Genomic DNA, 23,759 nt, shown 5'->3' on the forward strand with positions numbered 1-23,759 from the left:
CTCACTCACCAGCCAGCAGCTTGACGGGGTCGAGGGTCTCGTCGCCCTTGGACCAGTTGCAGGGGCACAGCTCGTCCGTCTGGAGTGCGTCCAGGACCCGGAGGACCTCCTTCGGGTTCCGGCCGACCGAACCCGCGGTCACCATCGAGAACTGGATCTCGTTGTTCTGGTCCACGATGAACACCGCGCGCTTGGCGAAGCCGTCCTCGTCCTCGATGCCGAGGTCGCGCATGAGCTCGTGCTTGGGGTCGGCCATCATCGGGAAGGGCAGGTCGCGCAGGTCCTCGTGGTCCTTGCGCCAGGCGTGGTGGACGAACTCGGAGTCGCCGGAGAAGCCGAGGACCTGGGCGTCGCGGTCGGCGAACTCGTCGTTCAGCTTGCCGAAGGCGGCGATCTCGGTCGGGCACACGAAGGTGAAGTCCTTGGGCCACGCGAAGATGACCTTCCACTGACCCTCGTAGGTCTTGTGGTTGATCTGCTGGAACTCCTTGCCCTTCTCCAGCGAGACGCAGGCGGTCAGATCGAACTCGGGGAACTTGTCACCGACAGTGAGCACACGCTCTCCTTGCAGCGAAGAAACACCCGGATTGCGGGTGTTTCCCATGGGTTGGACGTTATTGATGTTGGCACAGGGTCGATTGATTACGGAAATAGCTACACTCGGTCGGGTTGATCGGAGGTAGTTATCAGTGACTGTGGGTAATAAGCGCAGGCAGCCCAGCCTCGCCCAGCTGCGGGCCTTCGCGGCCGTCGCCGAGCACCTGCACTTCCGGGACGCCGCCGGGGCGATCGGCATGAGCCAGCCCGCCCTCTCGGGTGCCGTCTCGGCGCTGGAGGAGACACTCGGAGTGACGCTCCTCGAGCGTACGACGCGCAAGGTGCTGCTCTCGCCCGAGGGCGAGCGGATCGCCGTACGGGCCAAGGCGGTGCTGGCCGAGGTGGGCGCCCTCATGGAGGAGGCCGAGGCGGTCCGGGCCCCGTTCACGGGGGTGCTGCGGCTGGGGGTCATCCCGACCGTGGCGCCGTATCTGCTGCCCACCGTCCTGCGGCTGGTCCACGAACGGTATCCGCACCTCGACCTCCAGGTGCACGAGGAGCAGACCGCCTCTCTCGTCGACGGCCTCGCCAACGGCCGGCTCGACCTGCTGCTGCTCGCCGTGCCGCTGGGCGTGCCGGGGGTGGCCGAACTGCCGCTCTTCGACGAGGACTTCGTGCTCGTCACGCCGCTCGACCACTGGCTCGGCGGACGCGAGGGCATACCGCGCGAGGCGCTGCGGGAGCTGAACCTGCTGCTGCTCGACGAGGGGCACTGCCTGCGCGACCAGGCCCTCGACATCTGCCGGGAGGCCGGCCGCGAGGACGCGCCGGTCACCACGACCGCCGCCGGGCTGTCCACCCTGGTGCAGCTCGTCGCGGGCGGGCTCGGCGTCACGCTGCTGCCGCGCACCGCCCTCAAGGTCGAGATCTCCCGCAGCAGCCAGCTCCTCACCGGGTACTTCACCGACCCGGCCCCCACCCGCAGGGTCGCTCTCGCGATGCGGGCGGGGGCCGCGCGCGGCGCGGAGTACGAGGAACTGGCGGCGGCGCTGCGGCAGGCCCTGCGGCCGTTGCCCGTGCGGGTCCTGGACCGGGACGCCTGACGGCCGGCGCAGAAGAGCCTGGGGCTCCTACTCGGTCCGCAGCCCGTCGGGCCGCATCATCCTCAGCAGCGGTGGCAGGCTCAGCAGCGTCACCACCAGGACGACGCCCGCGCCGATGCCGGTCATCGACAGCACACTCGGCCAGTCGACCCGGACCGCCGTGTCGGTCATCCGCAGCAGGACCGCGCCCAGGGCCATGCCCACCGTCGCGGCGAGCAGGAGGCCCAGTCCGATCGGGATCGCCGTCTGCCACAGCACCGACAGGCTGAGGGTGCGGCGCCGCGTGCCGAAGGCCACCAGGGCCGACAGCAGCCTGCGGCGTTCGCGCAACTGCTCCAGCTGCGAGACCAGCAGGCTCGCGCCGATCAGCGCCAGCACACATGCGGCGCCGACGAACAGGCCGGTGCGGATGGTGGCGTAACGGCTGTTGCGCTCGACGGAGTTCCAGACCATGGGGTCGGCCATGGGGTCGATGCGCGCCGCCGCGTTGCGCACGTACTCGTACGCGTCCGGCTCCGCGGGGGCGAGGCTCAGGTAGAGCTCTCCCTCGGCGGACGACGCGAGCTTCGGGAGCGTCCCGCCCGGCGTGAGCAGGATGCCGCCGCGCTCGGTCCCGGTCGGGTCCTCGCGGGACTGGGCCTGCCGGATGTCCCGCGGCACGCTCCAGGAGAACTGCTCTCCGGGCCGGCCCTCGTTCGCGCTGTCGAACCACAGCTTCTTGCCCGGCTTGGCCAGCCTGGCCGTGTCGGTGTCGTACTTCGCCCCGTGCACGGCGAAGACGTCGCCGTCGCGGCAGGAAGGCAGCGTGGCCACCTCGCGGAGCGCGGCGCAGTCGCCGATGGTGACCTGGAGGAGGGAGTCGGCGTCGGTGCGCTTGTCGGCGAGGTAGGTCTCGGCCAGGGCGGTGACCTTGCGGACGCCACGGGTGTCGCGGAACTTCTCGGCGGTGGAGGCGAGTTCGACGCCGTCCGGCACGTGCACCTGCATCTGGGCCCGCGAGACGTCGTACCGCGACGCGGCGGTGTAGGTGCCCTCCACCCCGGCGAACAGCATCTGGAGCGCGATCGCCCCGGCCACCGCCACCGCGATGCCGTTGACCATGCGAGCCGCCGCGCCACTGCTCAACTGGAGTCGGCGCACGGCCAGTTGCCAGGCGATCCCGCCGGAGCCGAGCCGGGCGACGACCCTCTCCACGATCCAGGGCAGCAGGGCGGTGACGCCGACGAGCAGGAGCATGACGCCGCCGACGACGAGGTACTGATTGAACTCTCCGCCGTCGTCGCCCTGCCCGATCATCGGGAAGAGCATCGCGAGCCCGCCCAGCGGCAGCAGCAGCCGCCACCACAGCCGGCGCCGCGCGGGCCTGGCCGTACGCACCACGCCGAGCGGCTCGATGACCACCCCGCGCAGGGCGAGGAGGGTCACCAGCACCGCGGCCGTCGGGACCGCCAGCGCGACCAGGGCGGCCAGCAGGGGAGAGGGGTCCAGATAGCTCGGGAACACGCTGACGTGGAACACCTCGAAGGAGGCCGCCAGTTGGCGTCCGAGCAGGAAGAAACCGGTGCCGAGGACGAGCCCCAGCAGGGATCCGGCGAGGGCCTCGCCGGCGGCGATCCGCCGGGTCATCCGGCTGTCCGAGCCGACCAGCCGCAGTGCCGCCAGCCTGCGGTCGCGCCGCTCGCCGCCGAACCGCACGGCCGCGGCGATGAACACGGCGACCGGCATCAGCAGCACCACGAAGACGACCAGGACCAGCAGGAGCAGCACCGGGTCCCACGGGTCGGACGGCACCAGGTCCGGATTGCCGAAGCTGTCGATCCGGGCTCCGCTGACGTGGTCGAGGCGGTCCGCGAGCCCCTTGCCGCCCGCGAAGTAGGCGAGTTCCTGGGAGCCGACGAGCCCCTGCTCGCCGATGGTGCCCCTGATCCGGTAGGGCAGTCGCTCCTTCAGCAGTTTCCCGCTGCCGGAGGCGAGCAGCTCCTTCAGCGCCGGGGAGACGGCCATCTCACCCTCGGCCGGGAAGTCCGACAGCCCCGGCGGCAGCGGCGCCCGCGGGCCCTCCGCCTCCAGCATGCGTCCGCGTACGTCCTGGTCGCGGAACGTGGTGTCCGTGTCCAGGACGACCAGGGTGTTGTCGGCCTTGGGTATGTTCTGCTGGCTGAAGGTGTGGTCGCTGCGCGCCGCCTCACGCCGGTCCCGTTCCGCCAGCGCGTTCGGGACGGCGGTGGTGAGCAGCAGCAGCGCCACGCCGAGCCCGACGCCGACGGCCGTCAGCAGTGCCCGGATCCACCCCTCGCGTCCGCCTGCGAAGGCGAACCGGACCCCCATGGAAAGATCGGCGGCCCACTGCCGTGCACTCATACGACGCGCTCCATGTCCCGGGACTTGCCGTCGCGTACGACGATCTCGCGGTCGGAGTACGCGGCCACCCGGGCCTCGTGCGTGACGAGCACCACGGCCGCGTTGGCGGACCGGGCGGCGTCCGTGAGCAGGTCCATCACGCGCTCGCCGTTGAAGGAGTCGAGCGCGCCGGTCGGCTCGTCGGCGAACACCACGCGCGGGTTCGTCACCAGCGCGCGGGCGACGGCGACCCGCTGGCCCTGGCCGCCGGAGACCTCGCCAGGCCGCTTCTTGCGCAGCTCGTCGACCTCCAGCCGCTCCATCCACGCCAGCGCGGTCCGCTCGGCCTCCTTGCGGGACGACCCGTTCAGGCGCAGCGGGAGCGCCACGTTCTCCACGCAGGTGAGTTCGGGCACGAGCTGGCCGAACTGGAACACGAAGCCGAACTCGGAGCGCCTGAGCGCACTGCGCTCGGCGTCGCTCATCGACGTCACCTCACGCCCGTTGTACGTGATCGAGCCCGAGTCGGGCGGCACGATCCCGGCGAGGCAGTGCAGCAGCGTCGACTTGCCCGACCCGGACGGACCCATCACGGCGACGACCTCGCCCGGGTGGATGGAGAACTCGGCACCGTCGAGCGCGGTGGTCGGCCCGTACGCCTTGCGCAGGTCCTGGGCGGTGAGCAGCGAACCAGCGGGAATCGTCACCGGGTCACCGCCTCACGGAGCTTGTCCAGACGGGCGGCGGTCAGTTCCAGCCAGCGCAGGTCCGCCTCCAGGTGGAACAGGGCGTGGTCGCAGATCAGCTGGTCGGCCAGGTCGCCCTTGCGCTTGCGGTCGGTGAGGATCCGCATGCTGCGCAGGTGTTCCGAGCGCTGCGTGTCGAGGATGTCGGCGGCGTCGCGGTGGGTGAGCAGCGCGAGGACGACCTTGGTGTAGAGGGTCGACTGGAGGTACGGCTCCGGCTTCTCCGGCGTCGCGAGCCACCGCGCGACGTCGGTGATGCCGGCCTCGGTGATCGCGTACCGCTTGCGCTCGGGGCCGCCGCCGGCCTCGATGCCGTCGACCTCGACGAGCCCGTTCTTCAGCAGCCGGGACATCGTCGAATAGACCTGGCCGTAGTGCAGGGGCCGGTCGTGACCGAACTTCTCGTCGAAGGCCCGCTTCAGGTCGTAACCGTGGCGCGGGCCGGACTCCAGGAGTCCCAGGAGGGTGTGACCGATGGACATGACCAGGACTGTACACGGGGTGTATACGCGGCATGTATACGCCGAGTGTGCAGTCCATGGCGTGCGGTACGGGGGTGCAGGTCGGGGGCTGTTGTCACGGTTCCGCAACAGGCTATTGCCCGGAGCCGCCGGGGGGTCGTCCACGCCGGGGCAGTGGCCCGGTCTCCCGCGGCAACCGCCCCGCTTCGGCCAGCGCCTTCCGCAACAGGAACTCGATCTGCGCGTTGGCCGACCGCAGTTCGTCCCCGGCCCACCGCGCCAGCGCCTCGTACACCGCCGGGTCCAGCCGCAGCAGCACCTGCTTGCGCTGCTGCTGCGGCCGGCGCCGGGAACCGGGGCCCTCGGACGGCTCCGTCACTGGTACAGCGACCCGGTGTTGAGGACCGGCTGCGCGGCGCGGTCGCCGCACAGCACCACCATCAGGTTGGAGACCATCGCCGCCTTCCGCTCGGAGTCCAGTTCCACGATGTCCCGCTCGGTGATCCGGGCGATCGCGGCCTCGACCATGCCCACGGCCCCGTCCACGATCTGCCGCCGGGCCGCGACGACCGCTCCGGCCTGCTGCCGCTGGAGCATCGCCGAGGCGATCTCGGGGGCGTACGCGAGGTGCGTGAAGCGCGACTCGATGATCTGCACCCCGGCCGCCTCCACGCGCGCGTGGAGTTCGACGGCGAGCTTCTCGGTGATCTCCTCGGCGTTGCCGCGCAGAGAGAGGCCGTCCTCCTCGTGGGCGTCGTAGGGGTACTCGATGGCGATGTGCCGCACGGCCGCCTCGGTCTGCGTGGAGACGAACTCGACGTAGTCGTCCACCTCGAACGTGGCCTGGGCGGTGTCCTCGACCCGCCACACCACGACCGCGGCGAGCTCGATGGGGTTGCCGTAGGCGTCGTTGACCTTCAGGACGGCGGTCTCGTGGTTGCGGACGCGTGTCGAGATCTTGGTGCGCGAGGTGAGGGGGTTCACCCAGCGCAGGCCGTCCTGCCGGATCGTCCCGCGGTAGCGGCCGAAGAGCTGGACGACCCGGGCCTCGCCGGGCGCCACCATGTTCAGCCCGCACATGGCCAGGAAGGCCGCGAGCCCGACCAGGATGCCGCCGATGATCAGCGCGGCCTTGGCCCCGCCCCCGTCGACCGACGTGGCGGCCGCGATCAGCCCGGCGCCGGCCAGCAGACCGAGCAGCCCGAGCAGCAGGGCGAGCCCGCCGCCGATGCTGCCCGCGGTGAACTCCCGCACGCGGGGCGCCGGCATCTCGGGCACGTCGGCGGCGACCTGCGGTTGGTGTGTGGACATGGATGATCCCCCGTTCCTCCCGGGAAGCCACTCCTGCATAGCTTCCATCTATCTAAGTGATATCACTTTTCGCCGTCCTGGCAACCCTTCGCGTGTCTCGAACGTCGGTTCCGTTGGGATGGGTGCTGATTGTCACGCCCGCAAAGGGCCGGATCGGCAGCCCTATCTCTTATCTCCCGGTGTTAGCTTTCTGAGCTGACCTGAGCGGCGAACCTGTGTGACATGTGAGCACACATGAACGAAGCGGAGCGGATCGGACCCATGGGACGAGCGGAAGAAAGACGCGCCAGACAGCGCGGTGGGCGCCGGGCGGCACCCAAGCGCCGCCGTTCGTCGGGCGCGCCCGGGAAGAGCGGCATACGCAGGCTCTTCACCTGGAAGAAGATCCTCGGCACGTTCTTCGGCCTGTGCCTGCTCGGCATGGGCGCCTTCATCGTGCTGTACATGATGATCGGCATTCCGAAGGGGAACGCCGACGCCGAGTGGCAGAGCAACGTCTACAAGTACAGTGACGGCTCGCTGCTGGCCCGCGCGGGTGACCGCAACCGCGAGATCGTGGATTTGGCCGAGGTGCCCAAGCCCGTCCAGAAGACCTTCGTCGCCGCCGAGAACAAGACGTTCTACAAGGACGCCGGCGTGGACCTGAAGGGCACGGCCCGCGGTCTGCTCAACACGGTCACCGGCAAGGGCGCGCAGGGCGGTTCGACGATCACCCAGCAGTACGTCAAGAACTACTACCTGACGCAGGAACAGACCGTCTCCCGCAAGCTGAAGGAACTGGTCATCTCCCTGAAGCTGGACCGGGAGAAGTCCAAGGACTACATCCTCGCCGGCTACATCAACACCAGCTATTACGGCCGTGGCGCCTACGGCATCCAGGCCGCCGCCCAGGCCTACTACCACGTGGACGCCCAGGACCTCACAGTCGAGCAGGGTGCCTACCTCGCCGCGCTCCTCCAGGCGCCGAACCAGTACGACTGGGCGATGCTCTCGTACTTCACGGGGCCCGCGTACTGACTGAAGGTGCCCTCGTCGACCTTGCAGGCCGCCCCGGACAGGTTGGGGCAGAGCTTCAGCTTCATCTTCTTCGCGCTGCTCGTGTTGTTGTCGAACACGACACAGACTCCGTGCTTGCCCACAGTGGACTTGACGTAGCTGAACAGGGTGCCGTAGCGCCTGGAGTCGGGAAGCCGCTCCGCGAACTCCAGTTCGTAGCCGCTGCCGCAGAGGGTTGCCGACGCGGTGACAGCCGCGGGGGCCGCCGCGGCGATGGCGCGCGTCTGCGCGTCCTGGGCGCCGGCGGCCGACAGCTGGACGCTGGTGCCGGCGACTGCCTGCCCCGTCACGGGAGCGTCCTGGGCGATCGCCTGCGGGGCGACCAGTGCGGAGGCGACGAGCGTGGTACCGAGAGCGAGAGCACGCATGAGGTTACGCACTGAAAGCGCTTCCTTTCGGGGTGGGGTCCTGGTCGCAGTGGAGCGTCAGGTCCTACGGATGGTGCGGTCGGCAGGTCGCGCGGCATCCGGGCGAGAGAGCCGCGGAGAGTGGTGACGCGCTGCTGTGAGAAAGGTGGCCCGGCGCACAAAGCGGTCCATACCTGTCGAGCGCGGCGCTCACCATAGGCATGGGGCGGCGGAGCGGAACAGCGGTGATGCGGGATCTGGCTGGAAAGCGCTCCCGCGGGATCGCCCGCCGACAGCGCTGCTCGTCTGTCTGCAACGGGCATGATCTGTGCGCATGTCGTGAACGTCAGGGGTGCCGGTGCAGCGCGGCAGTCGCGGGGCTGGCTCAAAAGTGTCGGCCGGGCTGCCCAAGCCTCCAGTTCTGGACAGTTTTCCGTCCTGAAGCATCCCTCTTCTCACCATTCCGCTTCGCAGCTTCTCACCGGCGTGGAGTGGGTGAGTCGGCTCAACCGCCTGTTCCGGAACCGTGTATGGGGGCGGGTCTCAATCACGCCACGGCACCAACTGACTCAGAGTCAAGCCCTTGCTCCCTCTGCTCATGCTGTGCCTATGGTGATCACCAAATCCGGTGCACTGACCACGCCACCGGAACGGGGGAGGTTCCTGATGGCGCCGTGCCGTCTGTCATGCGCGCATCTTCTGCGCAGTCGTGCTGCCACGCCGCGACTCTGAGCTGTCTCGCCTCCTGGTGAGGCCGTCCCTCGTCAAATCCTCCCGGTCCCGCAGGGGATGGGGGTGTCGTCACGCTCGAGTACTCGGACACGACCTTTGTGAAGGAGAGCCACGCCCATGGCCGATGAGATGGTGCGCAGAGCCCAGCAGTTCATCAACGGCACCTATGACAAGGGTGCGAAGCTGGGCATATCGCGGCTCGTGGAGAACGGCGAGACCAGTTGGACCGTCATGTTCGCCCTCACCCGGGCGCTCCAGTACGAGCTGGGCATCTCCAGCCTGTCGGACAACTTCGGCCCCGGCACGCTCTCCACGCTCCAGTCGAAGTACCCGCGCATCGGCGCTTCGGGTGTCCCGGCGAACATCATCCGGATCGTCCAGGCCGGCCTGTACTGCAAGGGGTACGACGGCGGCGAGATCGACGGCAAGTACAACGACCGTGTCCGCGACTCGGTGATCAAGCTCAAGCAGGACATGGGCGTCGACTTCGCCTACCCCGGCAGTGACGTGGTTCCGAAGGTGTTCAAGGGCCTTCTGAACATGGACCCGTACGTCACCGTCAACAACGGCTCCGCCCAGATCCGCGCCGTGCAGCAGTGGATGAACGGCGCGTTCGTCAACCGCCGGGACTTCTTCATCATCTCGTGCGACGGTCATCACTCCCGTACCGTCGCCCAGGCGATGCTCTACGCGGTCCAGTACACCATCGGAATGGCCGACGGAGTCGCCAACGGCGTGTTCGGCCCCGGCACCCAGGCGGGGCTGAAGGAGCACACCCTGTCGGTGGGATCGTCCGGTACCTGGGTGCAGTTGTTCACGGCCGGCATGCTGCTCAACCAGCGGTCCGTCTCCTTCGGCGGCACCTTCACCGCCGCCCACGCGGAAGCGGTCCGCTCGTTCCAGTCGTTCGTCAAGCTCCCCGTGACGGGGAAGGGCGACTTCTCCACCTGGGCCTCCCTCCTCGTCTCCTACGGTGACCAGAACCGCAAGGGCGCGGCCTGCGACGGCGTCACCAAGATCACCCCGGATCGCGCCAAGGCGCTCAAGGCCGAAGGCATCACTTACGTCGGGCGCTATCTGACCAACCCGATCCCCGGCGGCGGCAAGGTCCCGGAGAAGGAGATCCAGCCCGGCGAGCTCCAGACGATCGCCGAACAGGGACTGCGCTGTTTCCCGATCTACCAGACCTTCGGGCGAGGCGCGGACGACTTCAGCTACCCCCTGGGGCGTGCCGCGGGACAGGCCGCGATCAACGCGGCACTCGACCACGGTTTCAAGCCGGGCACGAGGATCTTCTTCGCCGTCGACTTCGACGCCTACGACTACGAGGTCACCGACAACGTCCTGCCCCACTTCAAAGGCGTCCAGGACGCCATGGCCGACGACGGCAACCGCTACGGCGTCGGCGTCTACGGTCCTCGCAACGTGTGCACGCGCGTCTCGGACGCGGGCCACGCCTCGGCCTCGTTCGTCTCCGACATGTCCTCCGGCTTCTCGGGCAACTTCGGCTACCCGCTGCCCGACAACTGGGCCTACGACCAGATCGTCACCAAGACCGTCGGCTCCGGCAGCGGCGCGATCAACATCGACGTGAACATCGCGTCCGGCCGTGACACCGGTCAGGGATCCTTCAACAAGCCCAGGGGCGTCCTTGCCGACACCAGCCTGGACCCGGATCTCGTGCAGGCCATGATGACGGACGTCGGCAAGTACATGGAGTCGATCGGGTTCCCGAACGACGGCGGCGTGCGGAAGTGGCAGCACTGGAAGTGCTTCACGACGACCGTGATCGACTACGACTCCGACATCACCCTGTACGCCTACCGCTACAAGATGCGAAAGGCCCTCATCCAGACCTCCGCGTACTGGGAGATGCGGCACGTCGACGTGGTCGACGAAAGCGCGGACCTGGCTGTCATCACGGCCTATGAGACGACCGGAACGTTCAAGGACACCTCCACCGGCATCTGCCAGATCTTCGGCATCACGGCAGTACGGGCATGGAACCACGCCGTCGGGAAGGGCTACATCACCGGCAGCGTCATCGACGTCAATGACGACACCCTGTACAACATGTGGCGCAAGTGCCGGGACGACGACCAGTTCGCCCTGTCGATCGTCCCCCTGATCCACCTCTGGAACGCCGACGGAGCGCCGGGCAGCGGGAACGACGAGACCACGCTGCGCCCCATGCGCCTGGATTACACGGAGACCGAGATCTACGAGGTTCTGCGGCGGTACCAGGGCACGAACGACGAGGCGAAGGCGCACGCGAAGAAGCGTCTGGCGCTGTACCAGGTCATGGAGAAGTACAACTCCATCTCCCGGAACCCGTGACAGGCTGCACGCATGTCGGGAGATGAACCATACGCAGGTCACAACCCCGTGGTTGTGCTCCTGCTGTCACTGGCCGGACTCGTCGCCACGCCGGGGCTCGCCGTCTACGCGGTCGTGGCGCTGGTCCGGGCCGGCAGGAAACGGACTCGGGCAGGCCTGCTCAAGCCAGCCGCGATCCTTGCCTGGTTGGCGACGGTCGGCATGTACACCTGGGGCGTCCTGCACCTGCTGTTGCTGGACGAAAGCGGTCAGGCCGCGGCCTGCACGAAGGTGCTGGGAGGCCCCGACAAAAGGTCCGAGGTCGTCGTCGACCGATATGAGACCTCGTTCCTCCCCCTGCACTTCGGGTGCCACGTCGAGGGCGGGAAGACGTACGAAGCCGCCGTTCCGGGCTACGTGAACCCCCTGGCGGGGGTGTCGGCAGTGACCGCTGTCGCTCTCACCGTATGCGCTGCGCGTTCCCACACCCACCACAAGGAGAGAACCGCGTGACTGTGAACATCTCGCGTCGTACGACCCTGCGCCGTGCCGTCTTCCTGGCCGCCGGCACCGCTGTCGCCGCGGGAGCGCTGACTCCTCCCGCCCACGCGGCAACCACGCAACCCGAACCGGACAAGATCCGTGAAGCGATACGGAAGGCGCAGGAACGCAACAAGCGAGTCCTCAGCGGTACCCCGTCGACGAACGGGTGGGAGATGGAGAAGACCGCGGACGACCACGGGCACATCTACACCAGACCCGTCCCCGGCACTCCCGTCGAGGGCGTCCAGGTTCGCATGGGCGATGTCGAAACCGTCCTCGTCCATGTGATCCGCCGCTTCCACTACGAGGTCGACGAACTCCGCCGTGGCGATCTCACCGGCTGGCGTCACCCCTCCGAGGTGCGCAAGGGCCTGGCCGAGTCGAACCAGGCCTCCGGCACGGCGGTGCAGATCCGGTCCGGCTCCTACCCCTCCGGGATCCGGGGCGGGTTCTTCCCGCAGCAGGAATCCGTGATCCGGGACATCCTCGCCGAATGCGACGGAGTGGTCCGGTGGGGCGGTGACGACAAGCGACCGGACGAGGCGCTGTTCTACATCGACACCGCCCCCGGTGACCGCCGGCTGTCGCAGCTCGCGGAGAAGATCCGCCACTGGGACTGGACTCCCGGTGCGGGGGCCGGCTCCGGTGCCGACCCGCTCCAGCCGGCTCGCAGGCGAGCCGCGGAACGCCTGGCCCGACAGCAGTCCTGAGCTGCGGGCGATCCCGCGGGGCTCCGCGGCGTGACGAGTGACGACGACGGGCCGGTCCCCGCGGTGCGGGGACCGGCCCGTCCGTGCGTTCAGCTGCGGTTGAGCTCGAACCAGACGACCTTGCCCGTGCTGAGCCGGGTCGCGCCCCAGCGCCGGGCCAGGCGGTTCACCAGGTACAGCCCGCGTCCGCCCTCGTCCGTGGCGCGCGCCTGCCGCAGGCGCGGCAACTGCGGCACGTCGTCGCCCACCTCGCAGCGCAGGACGTCCGTCCGCAGCAGCCGGAGCGTGACCGGCCGGGAGGCGTACCGCACGGCGTTCGTCACGACCTCGCTGACCAGCAGCTCGACCGAGTCGCTGAGTTCCTCCAGGCCCCAGCGCTGCAGCGCGCGCCGGGCCAGGCGGCGGGCCCGGCCGGGGGCGGCGTCCTCCGGCTCCAGGAACCAGTACGCCACATCGCTGGGCGCGATGCCGTCGAAGCGGGCGGCGAGCAGCGCGATGTCGTCGTCCCGGTCGCCCGGGCCGAGCATGTCGAGCACCTCGTCGCACAGCGCTTCCAGGGGCGGCGGATGGTCCGGGCCGGTGAGCTGCGCGGTCGCGGCGAGCTTCTCCCGCAGCTGCTCGATGCCGGTCCACACGTCCCGCAGCCGGGACTCGACCAGGCCGTCGGTGTACAGCAGCAGGGTCGCGCCGGCGGGCGCGTCCAGCTCCACTGCCTCGAAGTCGACACCGCCGACCCCGATCGGGGCACCGGCCGGCACGCGCAGCACCTCGGCACGGCCGCCCAGGTGGAGCAGGACGGGCGGCGGGTGGCCGGCGTTGGCGATGGTGATGCGGTGCGATACCGGGTCGTACACCGCGTAGAGGCAGGTCGCCATGCGGTCCACGCCGAGGCGCTGGGCCTGTTCGTCGAGGTGGTGCAGGACCTCCTGCGGCGGCAGGTCGAGACCGGCCAGGGTCTGGGCGGTGGTGCGCAGCTGGCCCATGATGGCGGCCGAGGTCATGGAGTGGCCCATGACGTCGCCGACGACCAGGGCGACCCGGCTGCCGGGCAGCGGGATGGCGTCGTACCAGTCGCCGCCGACCCGGGCGGTCTCCGCCGCCGGCAGGTACCGGGAGGCCAGCCGCACACCCGTCGGGCGGGGCAGCGTCTCGGGCAGCATCGTGCGCTGGAGCTCGTCCGCGATGTAGGCCTCGCGGCCGTACAGCACGGCCTTGTCGATGCCCAGGGCGCTGTGCGTGGCGAGCTGGGCGGCCACCAGCAGGTCGTCCGGCTCGAACGCCATGCGCTCGGGGCGGCGCAGGAACAGGGCGGCACCGATCACGCGGCGCCGGCCGCGCAGCGGCGCGAGGATCGCGCGCTGTCCGTCCGGTACGGCGAACTCGCCGCCGTCGCCGAGAAGTTCGGGCAGCGCGGCACGGGCCGCGGGCGCGTCGGTGAACACCGGGCGCACGCCCCGCAGTACCTCGGCGAGCGCGCTGCCCGGCCGCACCTCGCACAGCTCGGCGCCGACCGTGTCCAGCTCGTCCGGCTCGGGCTGCGCGGCCGGCAGGAAGCCGTTCTCCGTGTCGCGCTCCGCCGGTATCCGGTCGGTGCGGCGCAGCCGCAGCACCAGCGGGCCGGTGGGCCGCTCGTCCCCGACGGGCAGCGGGTCGCGCAGATAGACCAGGATCGCGTCGGAGAACGTGGGGACGGTGGCTCGGCACAGCCCCATCACGATCTCGTCGAGATCGATGCCGCGGGCGATCCGCCGGGTGGCGGCACCCACGAAGCGCAGCCGGTCGCCGTCCCGCCGCATCGGCGTGGGCCGGCCGGGCGGCAGGCTCTGGCCGCTGCGGCGCTCCTGCCCGTCCGGGCCGGGCGTCGACCTGTCCTGTTCGTCGGCCGGCTGGACCGGAATGCCGTCGGGGGCGGGCCGAGGCCGAGGAGTGTCGCGCTCGGCGGTCTGCTCGGTACCCGGCTGGGAATGCTCGGAGGCGGGGTCGCTCACGGTGTCCTTGCCCTTGCCGAACGGCGTTGAGGTGCCCGGCTCCGACGTGCCTGGCGTGGTGTGCGCCGTCGTGAGCGGAGCGCTGACGTCGCCGCCGCAGCGGCCCTGTACCGGTAAGGCGCCCGCGCCGGGCGCACGCGCCGGTGTCGAGGTGTGCACGAGCGCCCCGCGGGGGTCCGCGGGGTCGACGCCCGGCTGCGGGCGTTCGAAGGAGGTCGGCTGCTCCGTCACGCGTGTCGAATCCATCCGTCCGGGGCTGCACGCCAGTGGTGCAGGTGGTCCCGCCGAAACTCCGATACCCGGAATACGTGCCCCAGGAACGGAATCCCCGCGTGGTCAGAGGTTGTCGCTGTGCCACCGGCGGACCGTCTGCGGCCCTCAGGGGCCTCCTGGCCTGTGGCGCAGGCCTTGCCGGTGTTGCCCTCGTACCCCTCGCTCACGTCCTGCCGCCCCTCGGTGACGATCGGTCAAGCCCAGCGCGTGCTCCGTCAGTTGCCGCCGCGCACCCTTGCGGAGGACGATCCTACGTTTCTTGCCCGGGGGCGCAGCAAGGGTCTCATGAGGACACATGCGCGGGCGTACGATCCCAGTCCTCCGGCAGTGACGGTACCGTCCAGGACGGATCCGGGCGCCAGTGCTGCCAGCCTTCCGAGAACGGAGGCCCCCAGGCGCGGATCACCTCCACGGCGGCGCGACCGGCCGCCCGTACCTTTTCGGCCTCCTGGTCGTCCATCAGCCCGTCCCGCATGGCCTGGGCGAACTCGTCCTCGTCGCGCCAGTGCCACGTGCGGTCCGGGTGCACGGAGATGTCCAGGAAGTGGTCGACGGAGTCCACACCGCCCTCCCAACGGACCAGCGGCTCCTCCAGGTTCACGTACCAGTTCTTGAACCGCCAGCCCGGCTCCCAGAACAACCACACCGACCAGGGCTCGCCGGGCCGCGCCAGCTTCAGCACGCCCGTGCCGAACCAGCGGCCTCGCTGCACGGTCCGCGGCTTGGTGTAGCGGGACTCCAGCGGTTCCAGGTGCACGGGGGTGCCGTCGGCGAGCACGGGCCGCATACACTCCGTGCCGGGCGCCAGCCATACGGCGAGCAGCTCCGCGTCGTCCCGTACGACGGTGACGGGACGCGCGATGTGGAAACGCGCGCCGCCGTTCTCCCGGTACCGCCACAGGATCTCGCTCCCGGGCTCCCAGAAGCCTGCCGCACCACCCGTTTCCACGCGTCTCACCGCTCCACCGTCTGCCATGCACAGATATTAGGTGCCATAGGCATACGACGCTGCGGCGCGTGTCACGGTTCACGCGCCGGGTGCCTCGCTCGGCGAACTGTCACGGGTGCGTCATCCGCAGGACATCCAGCGCCTCGTCGAGCTGCTCCAGGGTCAGGTCCCCGCGCTCCACGTACCCGCTGTCCAGGACGACCTGACGGATGGTCTTCCGCTCGGCCAGCGCCTTCTTGGCGACCTTGGCGGCCTCCTCGTAGCCGATGTACTTGTTGAGCGGCGTGACGACGGACGGGGAGGACTCGGCGTACTCCCGCGCCCGCTCGCGGTCGGCGGTGATGCCGTCGACGGTCCGGTCCGCGAGCAGCCGCGTGGCGCCTGCGAGCAGCCGCACGGATTCCAGCACGTTCTTCGCGATGACGGGCAGCATGACGTTGAGCTCGAAGTTCCCGGCGGCGCCGGCGGTGGCGACGGTGGCGTCGTTGCCCACGACCTGGGCGGCGACCATCAGCACGGCCTCCGGGATGACCGGATTCACCTTGCCCGGCATGATCGAGGAGCCGGGCTGGAGGTCGGGCAGGGCGATCTCGGCGAGGCCGGTGCGCGGACCGGAGGACATCCAGCGCAGGTCGTTGGCGATCTTCGTCAGCCCGACCGCGATGGTCCGCAGCTGCCCGCTGGTCTCGACGACGCCGTCCCGTGCGCCCTGAGCCTCGAAGTGGTTCCGGGCCTCGGTGAGGGGCAGCCCGGTCGTACGGGCGACCTCCTCGATCACGGCGGCGGAGAAACCGGGCGGGGTGTTGATCCCCGTGCCGACGGCCGTACCCCCCAGGGGCAGTTCGGCGAGCCGGGGAAGGGACGCCTCCAGCCGCTCGATCCCGTACCGCACCTGTGCGGCGTACCCGCCGAACTCCTGCCCCAGCGTCACGGGCGTGGCGTCCATGAGGTGGGTCCGCCCCGACTTCACGACATCCGAGAACTCCTCGGCCTTGCGCTCCAGGGAGCCGGCGAGGTGGTCCAGGGCGGGGATGAGATCACGGGTGACGGCGGCGGTGGCGGCGATGTGGATGGAGGACGGAAACACGTCATTGGACGACTGGGAGGCGTTGACGTGGTCGTTCGGGTGAACACTCCTGCCCAGCCGCTCGGTCGCGAGGGTGGCGATGACCTCGTTGGTGTTCATGTTGGACGACGTCCCGGACCCGGTCTGGAACACGTCGACGGGGAAGTGCGCGTCCCACTTCCCCTCGGCGACCTCGCCGGCGGCCTCCTGGATCGCCCCGGCGACATCCTCGTCGAGCACCCCGAGCCGCGCGTTCACCTTCGCCGCGGCGCCCTTGATACGGGCCAGCGCCTCGATGTGCGCCCGCTCGATCCGCTGCCCGGAAATCGGAAAGTTCTCGACAGCACGCTGCGTCTGAGCCCGCCACTTGGCGTCGGCCGGGACACGTACCTCGCCCATGGAGTCGTGCTCGATGCGGTATTCGTCGCTCATACCGGCTATAGCGATCGAGGGGGCGGTGATGTTCCTGGGTGGGGCGAATGGGGGTTGAAAACACGCGGGGGGGGCCGGGGGACTGGAGGAACGTAGGGGGGCCCGAGGGCTGTCAGGTGGCGGCCTGATGGCTTGTGAGGGGCCGGGGGCCGGGGGTTTGAGGCCCTTATGGGGGCTGGAGGCCGATGAGCGGGCGGGGGGGCGAGGCCCGAGGCCTGTGAGTCGGCGGGGCCTGAGGACTTGTGAGGGGGGTGAGGGCCCAGGGCCGTGAAGGGGGCAGGGATCGGAGGTCCTGAGGGGACGGGGCCGACGGGGCCTGAAGAAGGCGTGGGGGCGGGGAGCTGGAGGCCATGAGGGGCCCGAGGCTGGTGAGGTGACGGCCTGAAGACTCGTGCGAGGGCCGGGGCCCGGTGCCATGAGGGGGCTGTCCGAGGCCCGTGGCTGGGCGGGGTGCCTGCGGCGGCCTGTGAGGGGGAGGGGCCTGACGGAATGTGGGCGGCGGGGGCTGCAAGGCACGTGAGGCGGCGAGGGCTGAAGATGCCTGAGGGAGCCGGGGCCCGGACCATGCGGGTTCGAGTGTCCGAAGCTCATGAGGGCCAGGGGGCCCGAGACCTCTGAGGGCACAGGGGACGCGGTCCCCGCCGGTGGCCGGGCCTCACGCCCGACCGGGTCGGGCAGTGGGTGGGCGATGGCCGAGGCCCCGAAGTCAAAAGAGGGGCGAGTGTCCGAAGCTCATGAGGGACCAGGGGCCGAGACCTCTGAGGGGGCCAGGGGGCGGAGCCCCCCTGGCGGGGTCGAAGGGGCGGAGCCCCTGGGGATGGGACGGGTAGGGGCGGCGGGGGCGAGAACCACCCCCGCCGCACCCCGGCGTACTACGCCAGCCCCGGCCCCCGCACCGGAATGCTCGTGAACGTGGGCGCCGGCGCCGGGTCCTGGAAGAAGTCGTTGCCCTTGTCGTCGACGACGATGAACGCCGGGAAGTCCTCGACCTCGATCTTCCAGACGGCCTCCATGCCGAGCTCCTCGTACTCGACGACCTCGACCTTCTTGATGCAGTCCTGGGCGAGACGGGCCGCCGGCCCGCCGATGGAGCCGAGGTAGAAGCCGCCGTGCGAGGCACACGCGTCCGTGACCTGCTTGCTGCGGTTGCCCTTCGCCAGCATCACCTTGGACCCGCCCGCCGCCTGGAACTGCTCGACGTAGGAGTCCATACGGCCGGCCGTCGTCGGGCCGAAGGAGCCGGACGCGTACCCCTCGGGCGTCTTGGCAGGACCGGCGTAGTACACCGGGTGGTCCTTCAGGTACTGCGGCATCTCCTCACCCGCGTCCAGCCGCTCCTTGATCTTGGCGTGCGCGATGTCACGGGCGACGACGAGCGGGCCGGTGAGGGAGAGCCGGGTCTTCACCGGGTACTTGCTGAGCTCCGCCAGGATCGTCTCCATCGGCTGGTTCAGGTCGATCTTGACGACGTCACCGGCCTCGTCCAGGTGCTCGTCCGTCGTCTCCGGCAGGAACCGCGCCGGGTCCGTCTCCAGCTGCTCGAGGAAGACACCCTCGGCGGTGATCTTCGCGACGGCCTGACGGTCGGCGGAGCAGGACACCGCGATGGCGACCGGGCAGGACGCCCCGTGCCGCGGCAGCCGCACCACGCGCACGTCGTGGCAGAAGTACTTCCCGCCGAACTGCGCCCCGATCCCGATCTTCTGCGTCAGCTCGAAGACCTTCTGCTCCAGCTCATGGTCCCGGAAGCCGTGCCCGAGCGCCGACCCCTCCGCCGGGATCTCGTCCAGGTAGTGCGCGGACGCGTACTTCGCGGTCTTCAGCGCGTACTCGGCGCTCGTACCGCCGACCACGATCGCCAGGTGGTACGGCGGGCAGGCCGCCGTACCCAGCGAACGGATCTTCTCCTCCAGGAACTTCATCATGGAGGACTCGTTCAGGACGGCCTTCGTCTCCTGGTACAGGAACGACTTGTTGGCCGAGCCCCCGCCCTTCGCCATGAACAGGAACTTGTAGGCGCCGCCGTCGGTCGCGTACAGCTCGATCTGCGCGGGAAGGTTGGAGCCGGTGTTCTTCTCCTCCCACATGGTGAGCGGAGCCATCTGCGAGTAGCGCAGGTTGAGGTTCTGGTAGGCGTCGTAGATGCCGCGGGACAGGGCTTCCTCGTCGCGCCCCTCCGTCAGCACGTTCTGACCGCGCTTGCCCATCACGATCGCCGTGCCCGTGTCCTGGCACATCGGCAGCACGCCCGCCGCCGCGATGTTCGCGTTCTTCAGCAGGTCCAGCGCCACGAACTTGTCGTTGCCGGACGCCTCGGGGTCGTCGATGATGCGGCGCAGCTGCGCGAGGTGGGCCGGGCGCAGGTAGTGCTGGATGTCGTGGATGGCTTCCTCGGCGAGCTTGCGCAGCGCCTCCGGCTCCACCTTGAGGAAGGTCCGCCCGTCCGGCCCCTCGACCGTGGAGACACCCTCGGAGGTCACCAGCCGGTACGGCGTGGTGTCCTCTCCCTGGGGGAGCAGATCGGTGTACGCGAACTCAGGCATCTCAGCCCATTCCTCACTCGACGGACGGCGGCCCGCCTCCATTGGCGAGCGCCCACCAGCGTAGAACCTGCCTCCGACAGCGAGCCTGTGAGGTAAGGCTCAGTTCGTCACACTCGGCCGTGACGCTTCGCCGCACTCGGCCGCGACGCAGCCGCCTCGCGGGGGCTGTCGCGATCTATCGTGTTTCGGTAGGCTGCTGCCGTGGACCTTCAGAAGCAGACCGCGCCCGCCGCCTCCGAGCTCCGCGCCTCCGACGCCGAGCGCGACCGCATCGCCGACATCCTGCACGACGCACTCGCCGAGGGCCGTCTCACCGTGGACGAGCACGCGGAGCGCGTCGAGGGGGTGCTGCGCGCCAAGACGGTCGGCGAACTGGACGTCTTCATACGGGATTTGCCCGCCGCTCACCGCCAGGGCCCCGGCCCCTCACCGGCCCCGGCCCCGCACCGCCCCACCGTGGGTGCCATCCCGATCGACCCGGACGACAACGTGGTCGCGATCTTCAGCAGTGCCGTCCGCAAGGGCCGCTGGCGCGCGGGCCGCCGCATCCACGCGTACGCGATCTTCGGCAGTGTCGAGATAGACCTCAGCGAGGCGCTCTTCGACCACCAGCAGGTCATGATCAAGTCGTTCTCGGTCTTCGGCAGCGTCGAGATCCGCGTCCCGGAGAACGTGTCGCTGCGCGGCATGGGCGGCGGCGTGCTCGGCAGCTTCGAGGTGGACACGCTCGACTCGGGCGAACCGGAGGCCCCGATCGTCTACGTCGACGGCTGGGCCGTCATGGGCAGCGTCGAGGCGCGGCCCCGGCGCGGCAAGGTCGTCGCGGACATCCTCGACCGGGTGCAACGCAAGGTCGACAAGGGTTTGCGCAAACACCTGAACCATTGACGGTCGCGAATCCACCGGGATCCGGAGCAAATCGGTCCACCGGTGACGCCGCTCCACGGAACCCGAAAACGGGGGCGAAACCAGCGCTTCGGAACTCAGTGCATAGGCGCGCGTACAGCGGGTAGGCCTTGCTGCATCGTCTCTCGCTCGCGAAGCCGTCGTCAGGAGTAGACCGTGCTGCAACCGCCGCATTCGTCCCTGGTAGCTGCCGTTCCGGCCCCGCGGGTGCCAGCGCGAGACAGGGACCAAGACGCCCCGTGGCACACCGAGGCGGTGTGCCGGCGCGACGAGGCGGGCCTGTTCTTCGCCCCCTCCAAGGAGCCCACGGCCGCCCGGCTCTCCCGGGAGGAGGCGGCGAAGCGGGTCTGCGCCCGCTGCCCGGTGATGGTCGAGTGCCGCGAGCACGCCCTCCTCCAGCCCGAGCCCTACGGCGTCTGGGGCGGCCTCACCGCCGCCGAACGCCGCGTGGTCCTGGCCCGGCGCCGCCGCCGCGACCTGGAACTGAAGAAGGCGGCCCGCCCGGCGAGCACGATAGCCGCGGCAGGCTGACCGGCACGCGCGACGGAAAAGGGCGCCCCCACCGCACCGGGGGCGCCCTTTCGTCACGGGGTGAGCTGCCCGAGCCCCACCCCTCTACGCGCTACTTCCCCTTGTCGAAGTCGATCGCGCTGTAGGCCCGCAGCTTGCTCAGCCGGTGTTCCGAACTGATCCTGCGCACCGTCCCCGACCGCGACCGCATCACGATCGAGTCGGTCGTGGCGGTCTCGGCCCGGTACCGAACCCCCCGCAGCAGCTCCCCGTCGGTGATCCCGGTCGCCACGAAGAACACGTTCTCCCCGGTGACCAGGTCCTCGGTCGTCAGGACCCGGTCGAGATCATGGCCCGCGTCGATCGCCCGCTGCCGCTCCTCGTCGTCCTTGGGCCACAGCTTGCCCTGGATCGTGCCGCCCAGGCACTTCACGGCACACGCCGAGATGATGCCCTCCGGCGTGCCGCCGATGCCGAGCAGCAGGTCGACCCCGGTGCCCTCCCGCAGCGCCAGGATCGAGCCGGCCACATCGCCGTCGGAGATCAGCTTGATCCGCGCACCGCTGTCCCGGATCTCGTTGATGATGCCCTCGTGCCGGGGCCGGTCGAGGATCACCACCGTCACGTCCTCGGGCGCGGACCGCTTGGCCTTGGCGACCCGGCGGATGTTCACCGACACCGGCGCGTTGATGTCGACGAAGTCGGCGGCCTCCGGCCCGGTGACGAGCTTGTCCATGTAGAAGACGGCGGACGGGTCGAACATGGACCCGCGCTCGGCGGCGGCCAGCACCGCGATCGCGTTGGTCATGCCCTTCGCGGTCAGCGTGGTGCCGTCGATCGGGTCGACGGCGATGTCGCACTCGGGTCCCGTCCCGTCGCCCACGCGCTCCCCGTTGAACAGCATGGGGGCTTCGTCCTTCTCGCCCTCGCCGATGACGACGACGCCGTTCATCGAGACGGTGGAGACGAGGGTTCGCATGGCGCGCACCGCGGCACCGTCGGCGCCGTTCTTGTCACCCCGCCCGACCCAGCGGCCCGCGGCCATCGCCGCTGCCTCGGTCACCCGGACGAGCTCCAGGGCGAGGTTGCGGTCGGGGGCCTCGGAGGGCACATCGAGTTCGGACGGCAAGTGATGATGCTCGGTCATCGGAGCGCACCTTTCTGTACGACGACGGCCGGATGAGGGCGCTGTCGCCCGACTCTATCTCCGAGACCGCAAAATGAGCAGGGGCCCCCACGGATGAGCGCACCGGAGACCTGCGACGATAGGGGGCGTGGCAGGCACGAACGGCAAGCAGAAGACGGCGCGGGACATGATCCTCTCCATGGGAGTCATCGTCCTCGTGGCGGGCGTCATATACCTCTTCATCCCGCACGACGACAGCGCGCCCGACACCAAGCGCGTCGACTACCGGGTCGAACTGCTCACGGCACGCCGCGCCGCCTCGTACCCCGTGGCCGCGCCGCAGGGCCTGCCCGACACATGGAAGGCCACCTCCGTCCGCTTCCAGGGCGACGAGTTCGACGCCTGGCACCTCGGCTTCCATGACCCCGAGGGGGAGTACGTGGCCGTCGAGCAGTCCACTCAGCGGCGCCCCGTCTTCCTCGACGAGGCGACCCAGGGCGCGCGGGAGACCGGGAAGACGGAGAAGATCGACGGCCGGACCTGGACCCGCTACGAGGGCGGCCGGTACGACGCGCTGGTCCTCGAAGGCACCAAGGGCTCGACGACGGTCGTGACGGGCACCGCGTCGTTCGCGCAGCTGACGAAGATGGCGGACGCGCTGAAGACGGAGTGAGACTCGGTACGCGACGGAGTGAGACGACGGAGCGGGACTCCGTACGCGCGGAGTGCGCATGGAGAAGGCCCCCGGCGAGCACCGGGGGCCTTTCTCGTGTCCGTCGGTCAGACGGTCGTGACGACCTGGTCGAACTCCAGGCGCGGGGAGCGCGGGTACCAGGCGTCCGGGCCCGGCCGGCCGATGTTGACGACCATCAGCGGGGTGTGGTCGTCGTCCAGGAACTCCTTGCGCACGCCCTCGAAGTCGAAGCCGGTCATCGGGCCGGCGGCGAGACCGGCGGCGCGGACGCCGACGATGAAGTACGCGGCCTGGAGGGCGGCGTTCAGCGTGGCGGCGTTCTCGCGGACCGGGCGCTCGGCGAAGAAGAGGTCCTTCACCTGCGGCATGGCCGGGAAGAGGTGCGGCAGCTCCTCGTGGAACTCGTTGTCCGCGGAGAGGATCGCGACCAGCGGGGCGGCGGCGGTCTTGGGCTGGTTGCCCTCGGCCATGTGCCGCACCAGGCGCTCGCGGGCCTCGGGGGAGCGGACCAGGGTGATGCGCAGCGGGGTCTGGTTGAAGGCGGTCGGGCCGTACTTGACCAGGTCGTAGATCGCCTGCACCTGCTCGTCGGTCACCGGCTCGTCGGTGAAGCTGTTGGCGGTGCGGGCCTCGCGGAACAGCAGGTCCTGCGCGGCGGGGTCAAGGGCGAGAGACATGGATGAACCTTTGAACCTTCTCGAGCGGGTACGTCGGATGTCTCCGACCGTACGACAGTGAAGTTCAACGTTCAACCAAACGTGGGGTGTCGTGTCCCACCTCACAGTGAACTGCCCGCTCGCTACTCCGCGCCCGCTCGCTACTCCGAGTCCGCTTCGTCCGAGGTCTCCTCCGCCAGCGCCGCGTCCAGCCGCGCCCGCGCCCCGTCCAGCCAGCGCCGGCACACCTTGGCCAGCTCCTCGCCGCGCTCCCAGAGCGCGAGGGACTCCTCCAGCGTCGTACCGCCCGCCTCCAGGCGGCGCACGACCTCGATCAGCTCGTCCCGCGCCTGCTCGTACCCGAGCGCCTCGGTCATGCCCGGTGTCTCATCAACCTCGCTGGTCATCCACCCA

General features: G+C 69.8%; 21 protein-coding genes and 1 pseudogene. 8 read left to right on the plus strand and 14 right to left on the minus strand.

The genetic code is table 11. The annotated features are described in order from the left end of the window. Position 1: 1 nt before the first annotated feature. Positions 2-556 carry a peroxiredoxin gene (locus ABFX81_RS17405; protein ID WP_086852467.1) on the minus strand — a complete coding sequence of 185 codons (555 nt, stop codon included), beginning with the start codon at positions 554-556 and terminating at the stop codon, positions 2-4. 133 nt (positions 557-689) lie between these two features. On the opposite strand from ABFX81_RS17405, the gene ABFX81_RS17410 reads away from it, so the two are divergent. Then, positions 690-1,640, plus strand: coding sequence for a LysR substrate-binding domain-containing protein (locus ABFX81_RS17410; RefSeq protein WP_346138295.1), 951 nt, complete (start codon positions 690-692; stop codon positions 1,638-1,640). Positions 1,641-1,667: 27 nt separating this feature from the next. Here the strand turns inward: ABFX81_RS17410 and ABFX81_RS17415 are convergent, their stop codons facing one another. The 5 genes from ABFX81_RS17415 to ABFX81_RS17435 all read right to left on the minus strand — a co-directional run bounded on the left by ABFX81_RS17415 (position 1,668) and on the right by ABFX81_RS17435 (position 6,498). After that, positions 1,668-4,001: an FtsX-like permease family protein gene (locus ABFX81_RS17415; protein ID WP_086852471.1), complete on the minus strand. Its 2,334-nt coding sequence runs from the start codon at positions 3,999-4,001 to the stop codon at positions 1,668-1,670. Then, positions 3,998-4,687: an ABC transporter ATP-binding protein gene (locus tag ABFX81_RS17420; RefSeq protein WP_086852473.1), complete on the minus strand. Its 690-nt coding sequence runs from the start codon at positions 4,685-4,687 to the stop codon at positions 3,998-4,000. The genes ABFX81_RS17415 and ABFX81_RS17420 overlap by 4 nt, the downstream gene beginning before the upstream one ends. Then, positions 4,684-5,208 (minus strand): PadR family transcriptional regulator, encoded by a 525-nt coding sequence (locus tag ABFX81_RS17425; RefSeq protein ID WP_030842669.1) that lies wholly within the window; start codon positions 5,206-5,208, stop codon positions 4,684-4,686. The genes ABFX81_RS17420 and ABFX81_RS17425 overlap by 4 nt, the downstream gene beginning before the upstream one ends. A gap of 112 nt (positions 5,209-5,320) precedes the next feature. After that, entirely contained in the window at positions 5,321-5,566 is a 246-nt protein-coding gene (locus tag ABFX81_RS17430) for a type II toxin-antitoxin system antitoxin (protein ID WP_086852475.1), read from the minus strand. Continuing rightward, positions 5,563-6,498, minus strand: a complete 936-nt coding sequence (locus tag ABFX81_RS17435) for an SPFH domain-containing protein (protein WP_086852477.1) — start codon at positions 6,496-6,498, stop codon at positions 5,563-5,565. Before ABFX81_RS17435 ends, ABFX81_RS17430 begins: the two co-directional genes overlap by 4 nt. Before the next feature lie 261 nt (positions 6,499-6,759). On the opposite strand from ABFX81_RS17435, the pseudogene ABFX81_RS17440 reads away from it, so the two are divergent. Then, positions 6,760-7,491 (plus strand): annotated as a pseudogene (locus ABFX81_RS17440) (transglycosylase domain-containing protein); the annotation flags it as partial. On the opposite strand, the gene ABFX81_RS17445 reads toward ABFX81_RS17440, so the two are convergent. After that, positions 7,437-7,922 (minus strand): hypothetical protein, encoded by a 486-nt coding sequence (locus ABFX81_RS17445; RefSeq protein ID WP_086852479.1) that lies wholly within the window; start codon positions 7,920-7,922, stop codon positions 7,437-7,439. The pseudogene ABFX81_RS17440 and the gene ABFX81_RS17445 sit on opposite strands and share 55 nt — an antisense overlap. Positions 7,923-8,750: 828 nt before the next feature. On the opposite strand from ABFX81_RS17445, the gene ABFX81_RS17450 reads away from it, so the two are divergent. The 3 genes from ABFX81_RS17450 to ABFX81_RS17460 are packed head-to-tail and all read left to right on the plus strand — an operon-like array spanning position 8,751 to position 12,202. Next, positions 8,751-10,970 carry a glycoside hydrolase domain-containing protein gene (locus ABFX81_RS17450; protein ID WP_086852482.1) on the plus strand — a complete coding sequence of 740 codons (2,220 nt, stop codon included), beginning with the start codon at positions 8,751-8,753 and terminating at the stop codon, positions 10,968-10,970. Between the two features lie 48 nt (positions 10,971-11,018). Continuing rightward, positions 11,019-11,462, plus strand: a complete 444-nt coding sequence (locus tag ABFX81_RS17455) for a hypothetical protein (RefSeq protein ID WP_346138296.1) — start codon at positions 11,019-11,021, stop codon at positions 11,460-11,462. Further along, positions 11,459-12,202, plus strand: a complete 744-nt coding sequence (locus ABFX81_RS17460; protein ID WP_086852486.1) for a hypothetical protein — start codon at positions 11,459-11,461, stop codon at positions 12,200-12,202. The genes ABFX81_RS17455 and ABFX81_RS17460 overlap by 4 nt, the downstream gene beginning before the upstream one ends. 89 nt (positions 12,203-12,291) lie before the next feature. Here ABFX81_RS17460 and ABFX81_RS17465 read toward each other — a convergent pair whose 3' ends face one another. The 4 genes from ABFX81_RS17465 to ABFX81_RS17480 form a co-directional block, all read right to left on the minus strand. Continuing rightward, positions 12,292-14,436: a SpoIIE family protein phosphatase gene (locus ABFX81_RS17465; protein WP_086852488.1), complete on the minus strand. Its 2,145-nt coding sequence runs from the start codon at positions 14,434-14,436 to the stop codon at positions 12,292-12,294. Positions 14,437-14,746: 310 nt separating this feature from the next. Beyond that, on the minus strand, positions 14,747-15,439 hold the full coding sequence (fomD, locus tag ABFX81_RS17470) for a cytidylyl-2-hydroxypropylphosphonate hydrolase (RefSeq protein WP_086852490.1): 693 nt from the start codon (positions 15,437-15,439) through the stop codon (positions 14,747-14,749). Positions 15,440-15,521: 82 nt separating this feature from the next. Further along, positions 15,522-16,910, minus strand: a complete 1,389-nt coding sequence (locus ABFX81_RS17475; RefSeq protein WP_086852492.1) for an aspartate ammonia-lyase — start codon at positions 16,908-16,910, stop codon at positions 15,522-15,524. An 872-nt stretch (positions 16,911-17,782) separates the two neighbouring features. Further along, complete coding sequence (locus ABFX81_RS17480; protein ID WP_346138297.1) at positions 17,783-19,453, minus strand: fumarate hydratase; 1,671 nt, start codon at positions 19,451-19,453, stop codon at positions 17,783-17,785. A 201-nt stretch (positions 19,454-19,654) separates the two neighbouring features. Between ABFX81_RS17480 and ABFX81_RS17485 the strand changes: the two genes are divergently transcribed. After that, on the plus strand, positions 19,655-20,341 hold the full coding sequence (locus ABFX81_RS17485) for a DUF1707 SHOCT-like domain-containing protein (protein WP_346138298.1): 687 nt from the start codon (positions 19,655-19,657) through the stop codon (positions 20,339-20,341). 174 nt (positions 20,342-20,515) lie between these two features. Next, positions 20,516-20,890 carry a WhiB family transcriptional regulator gene (locus tag ABFX81_RS17490; RefSeq protein ID WP_086844991.1) on the plus strand — a complete coding sequence of 125 codons (375 nt, stop codon included), beginning with the start codon at positions 20,516-20,518 and terminating at the stop codon, positions 20,888-20,890. Positions 20,891-20,981: 91 nt separating this feature from the next. Here the strand turns inward: ABFX81_RS17490 and glpX are convergent, their stop codons facing one another. Beyond that, positions 20,982-22,016: a class II fructose-bisphosphatase gene (gene glpX / locus ABFX81_RS17495; protein ID WP_086844989.1), complete on the minus strand. Its 1,035-nt coding sequence runs from the start codon at positions 22,014-22,016 to the stop codon at positions 20,982-20,984. Between the two features lie 127 nt (positions 22,017-22,143). Between glpX and ABFX81_RS17500 the strand changes: the two genes are divergently transcribed. Beyond that, positions 22,144-22,668, plus strand: a complete 525-nt coding sequence (locus ABFX81_RS17500; RefSeq protein WP_086844987.1) for a DUF4245 family protein — start codon at positions 22,144-22,146, stop codon at positions 22,666-22,668. A 107-nt stretch (positions 22,669-22,775) separates the two neighbouring features. Here the strand turns inward: ABFX81_RS17500 and ABFX81_RS17505 are convergent, their stop codons facing one another. Together ABFX81_RS17505 and ABFX81_RS17510 are read right to left on the minus strand one after the other, a co-directional pair. After that, positions 22,776-23,366, minus strand: a complete 591-nt coding sequence (locus tag ABFX81_RS17505) for a malonic semialdehyde reductase (RefSeq protein WP_086844985.1) — start codon at positions 23,364-23,366, stop codon at positions 22,776-22,778. Positions 23,367-23,506: 140 nt separating this feature from the next. Further along, entirely contained in the window at positions 23,507-23,752 is a 246-nt protein-coding gene (locus ABFX81_RS17510) for an exodeoxyribonuclease VII small subunit (RefSeq protein WP_086844983.1), read from the minus strand. Positions 23,753-23,759 lie beyond the last annotated feature (7 nt).

Source organism: Streptomyces coeruleofuscus (assembly GCF_039532725.1).
GTDB lineage: Bacteria > Actinomycetota > Actinomycetes > Streptomycetales > Streptomycetaceae > Streptomyces > Streptomyces coeruleofuscus.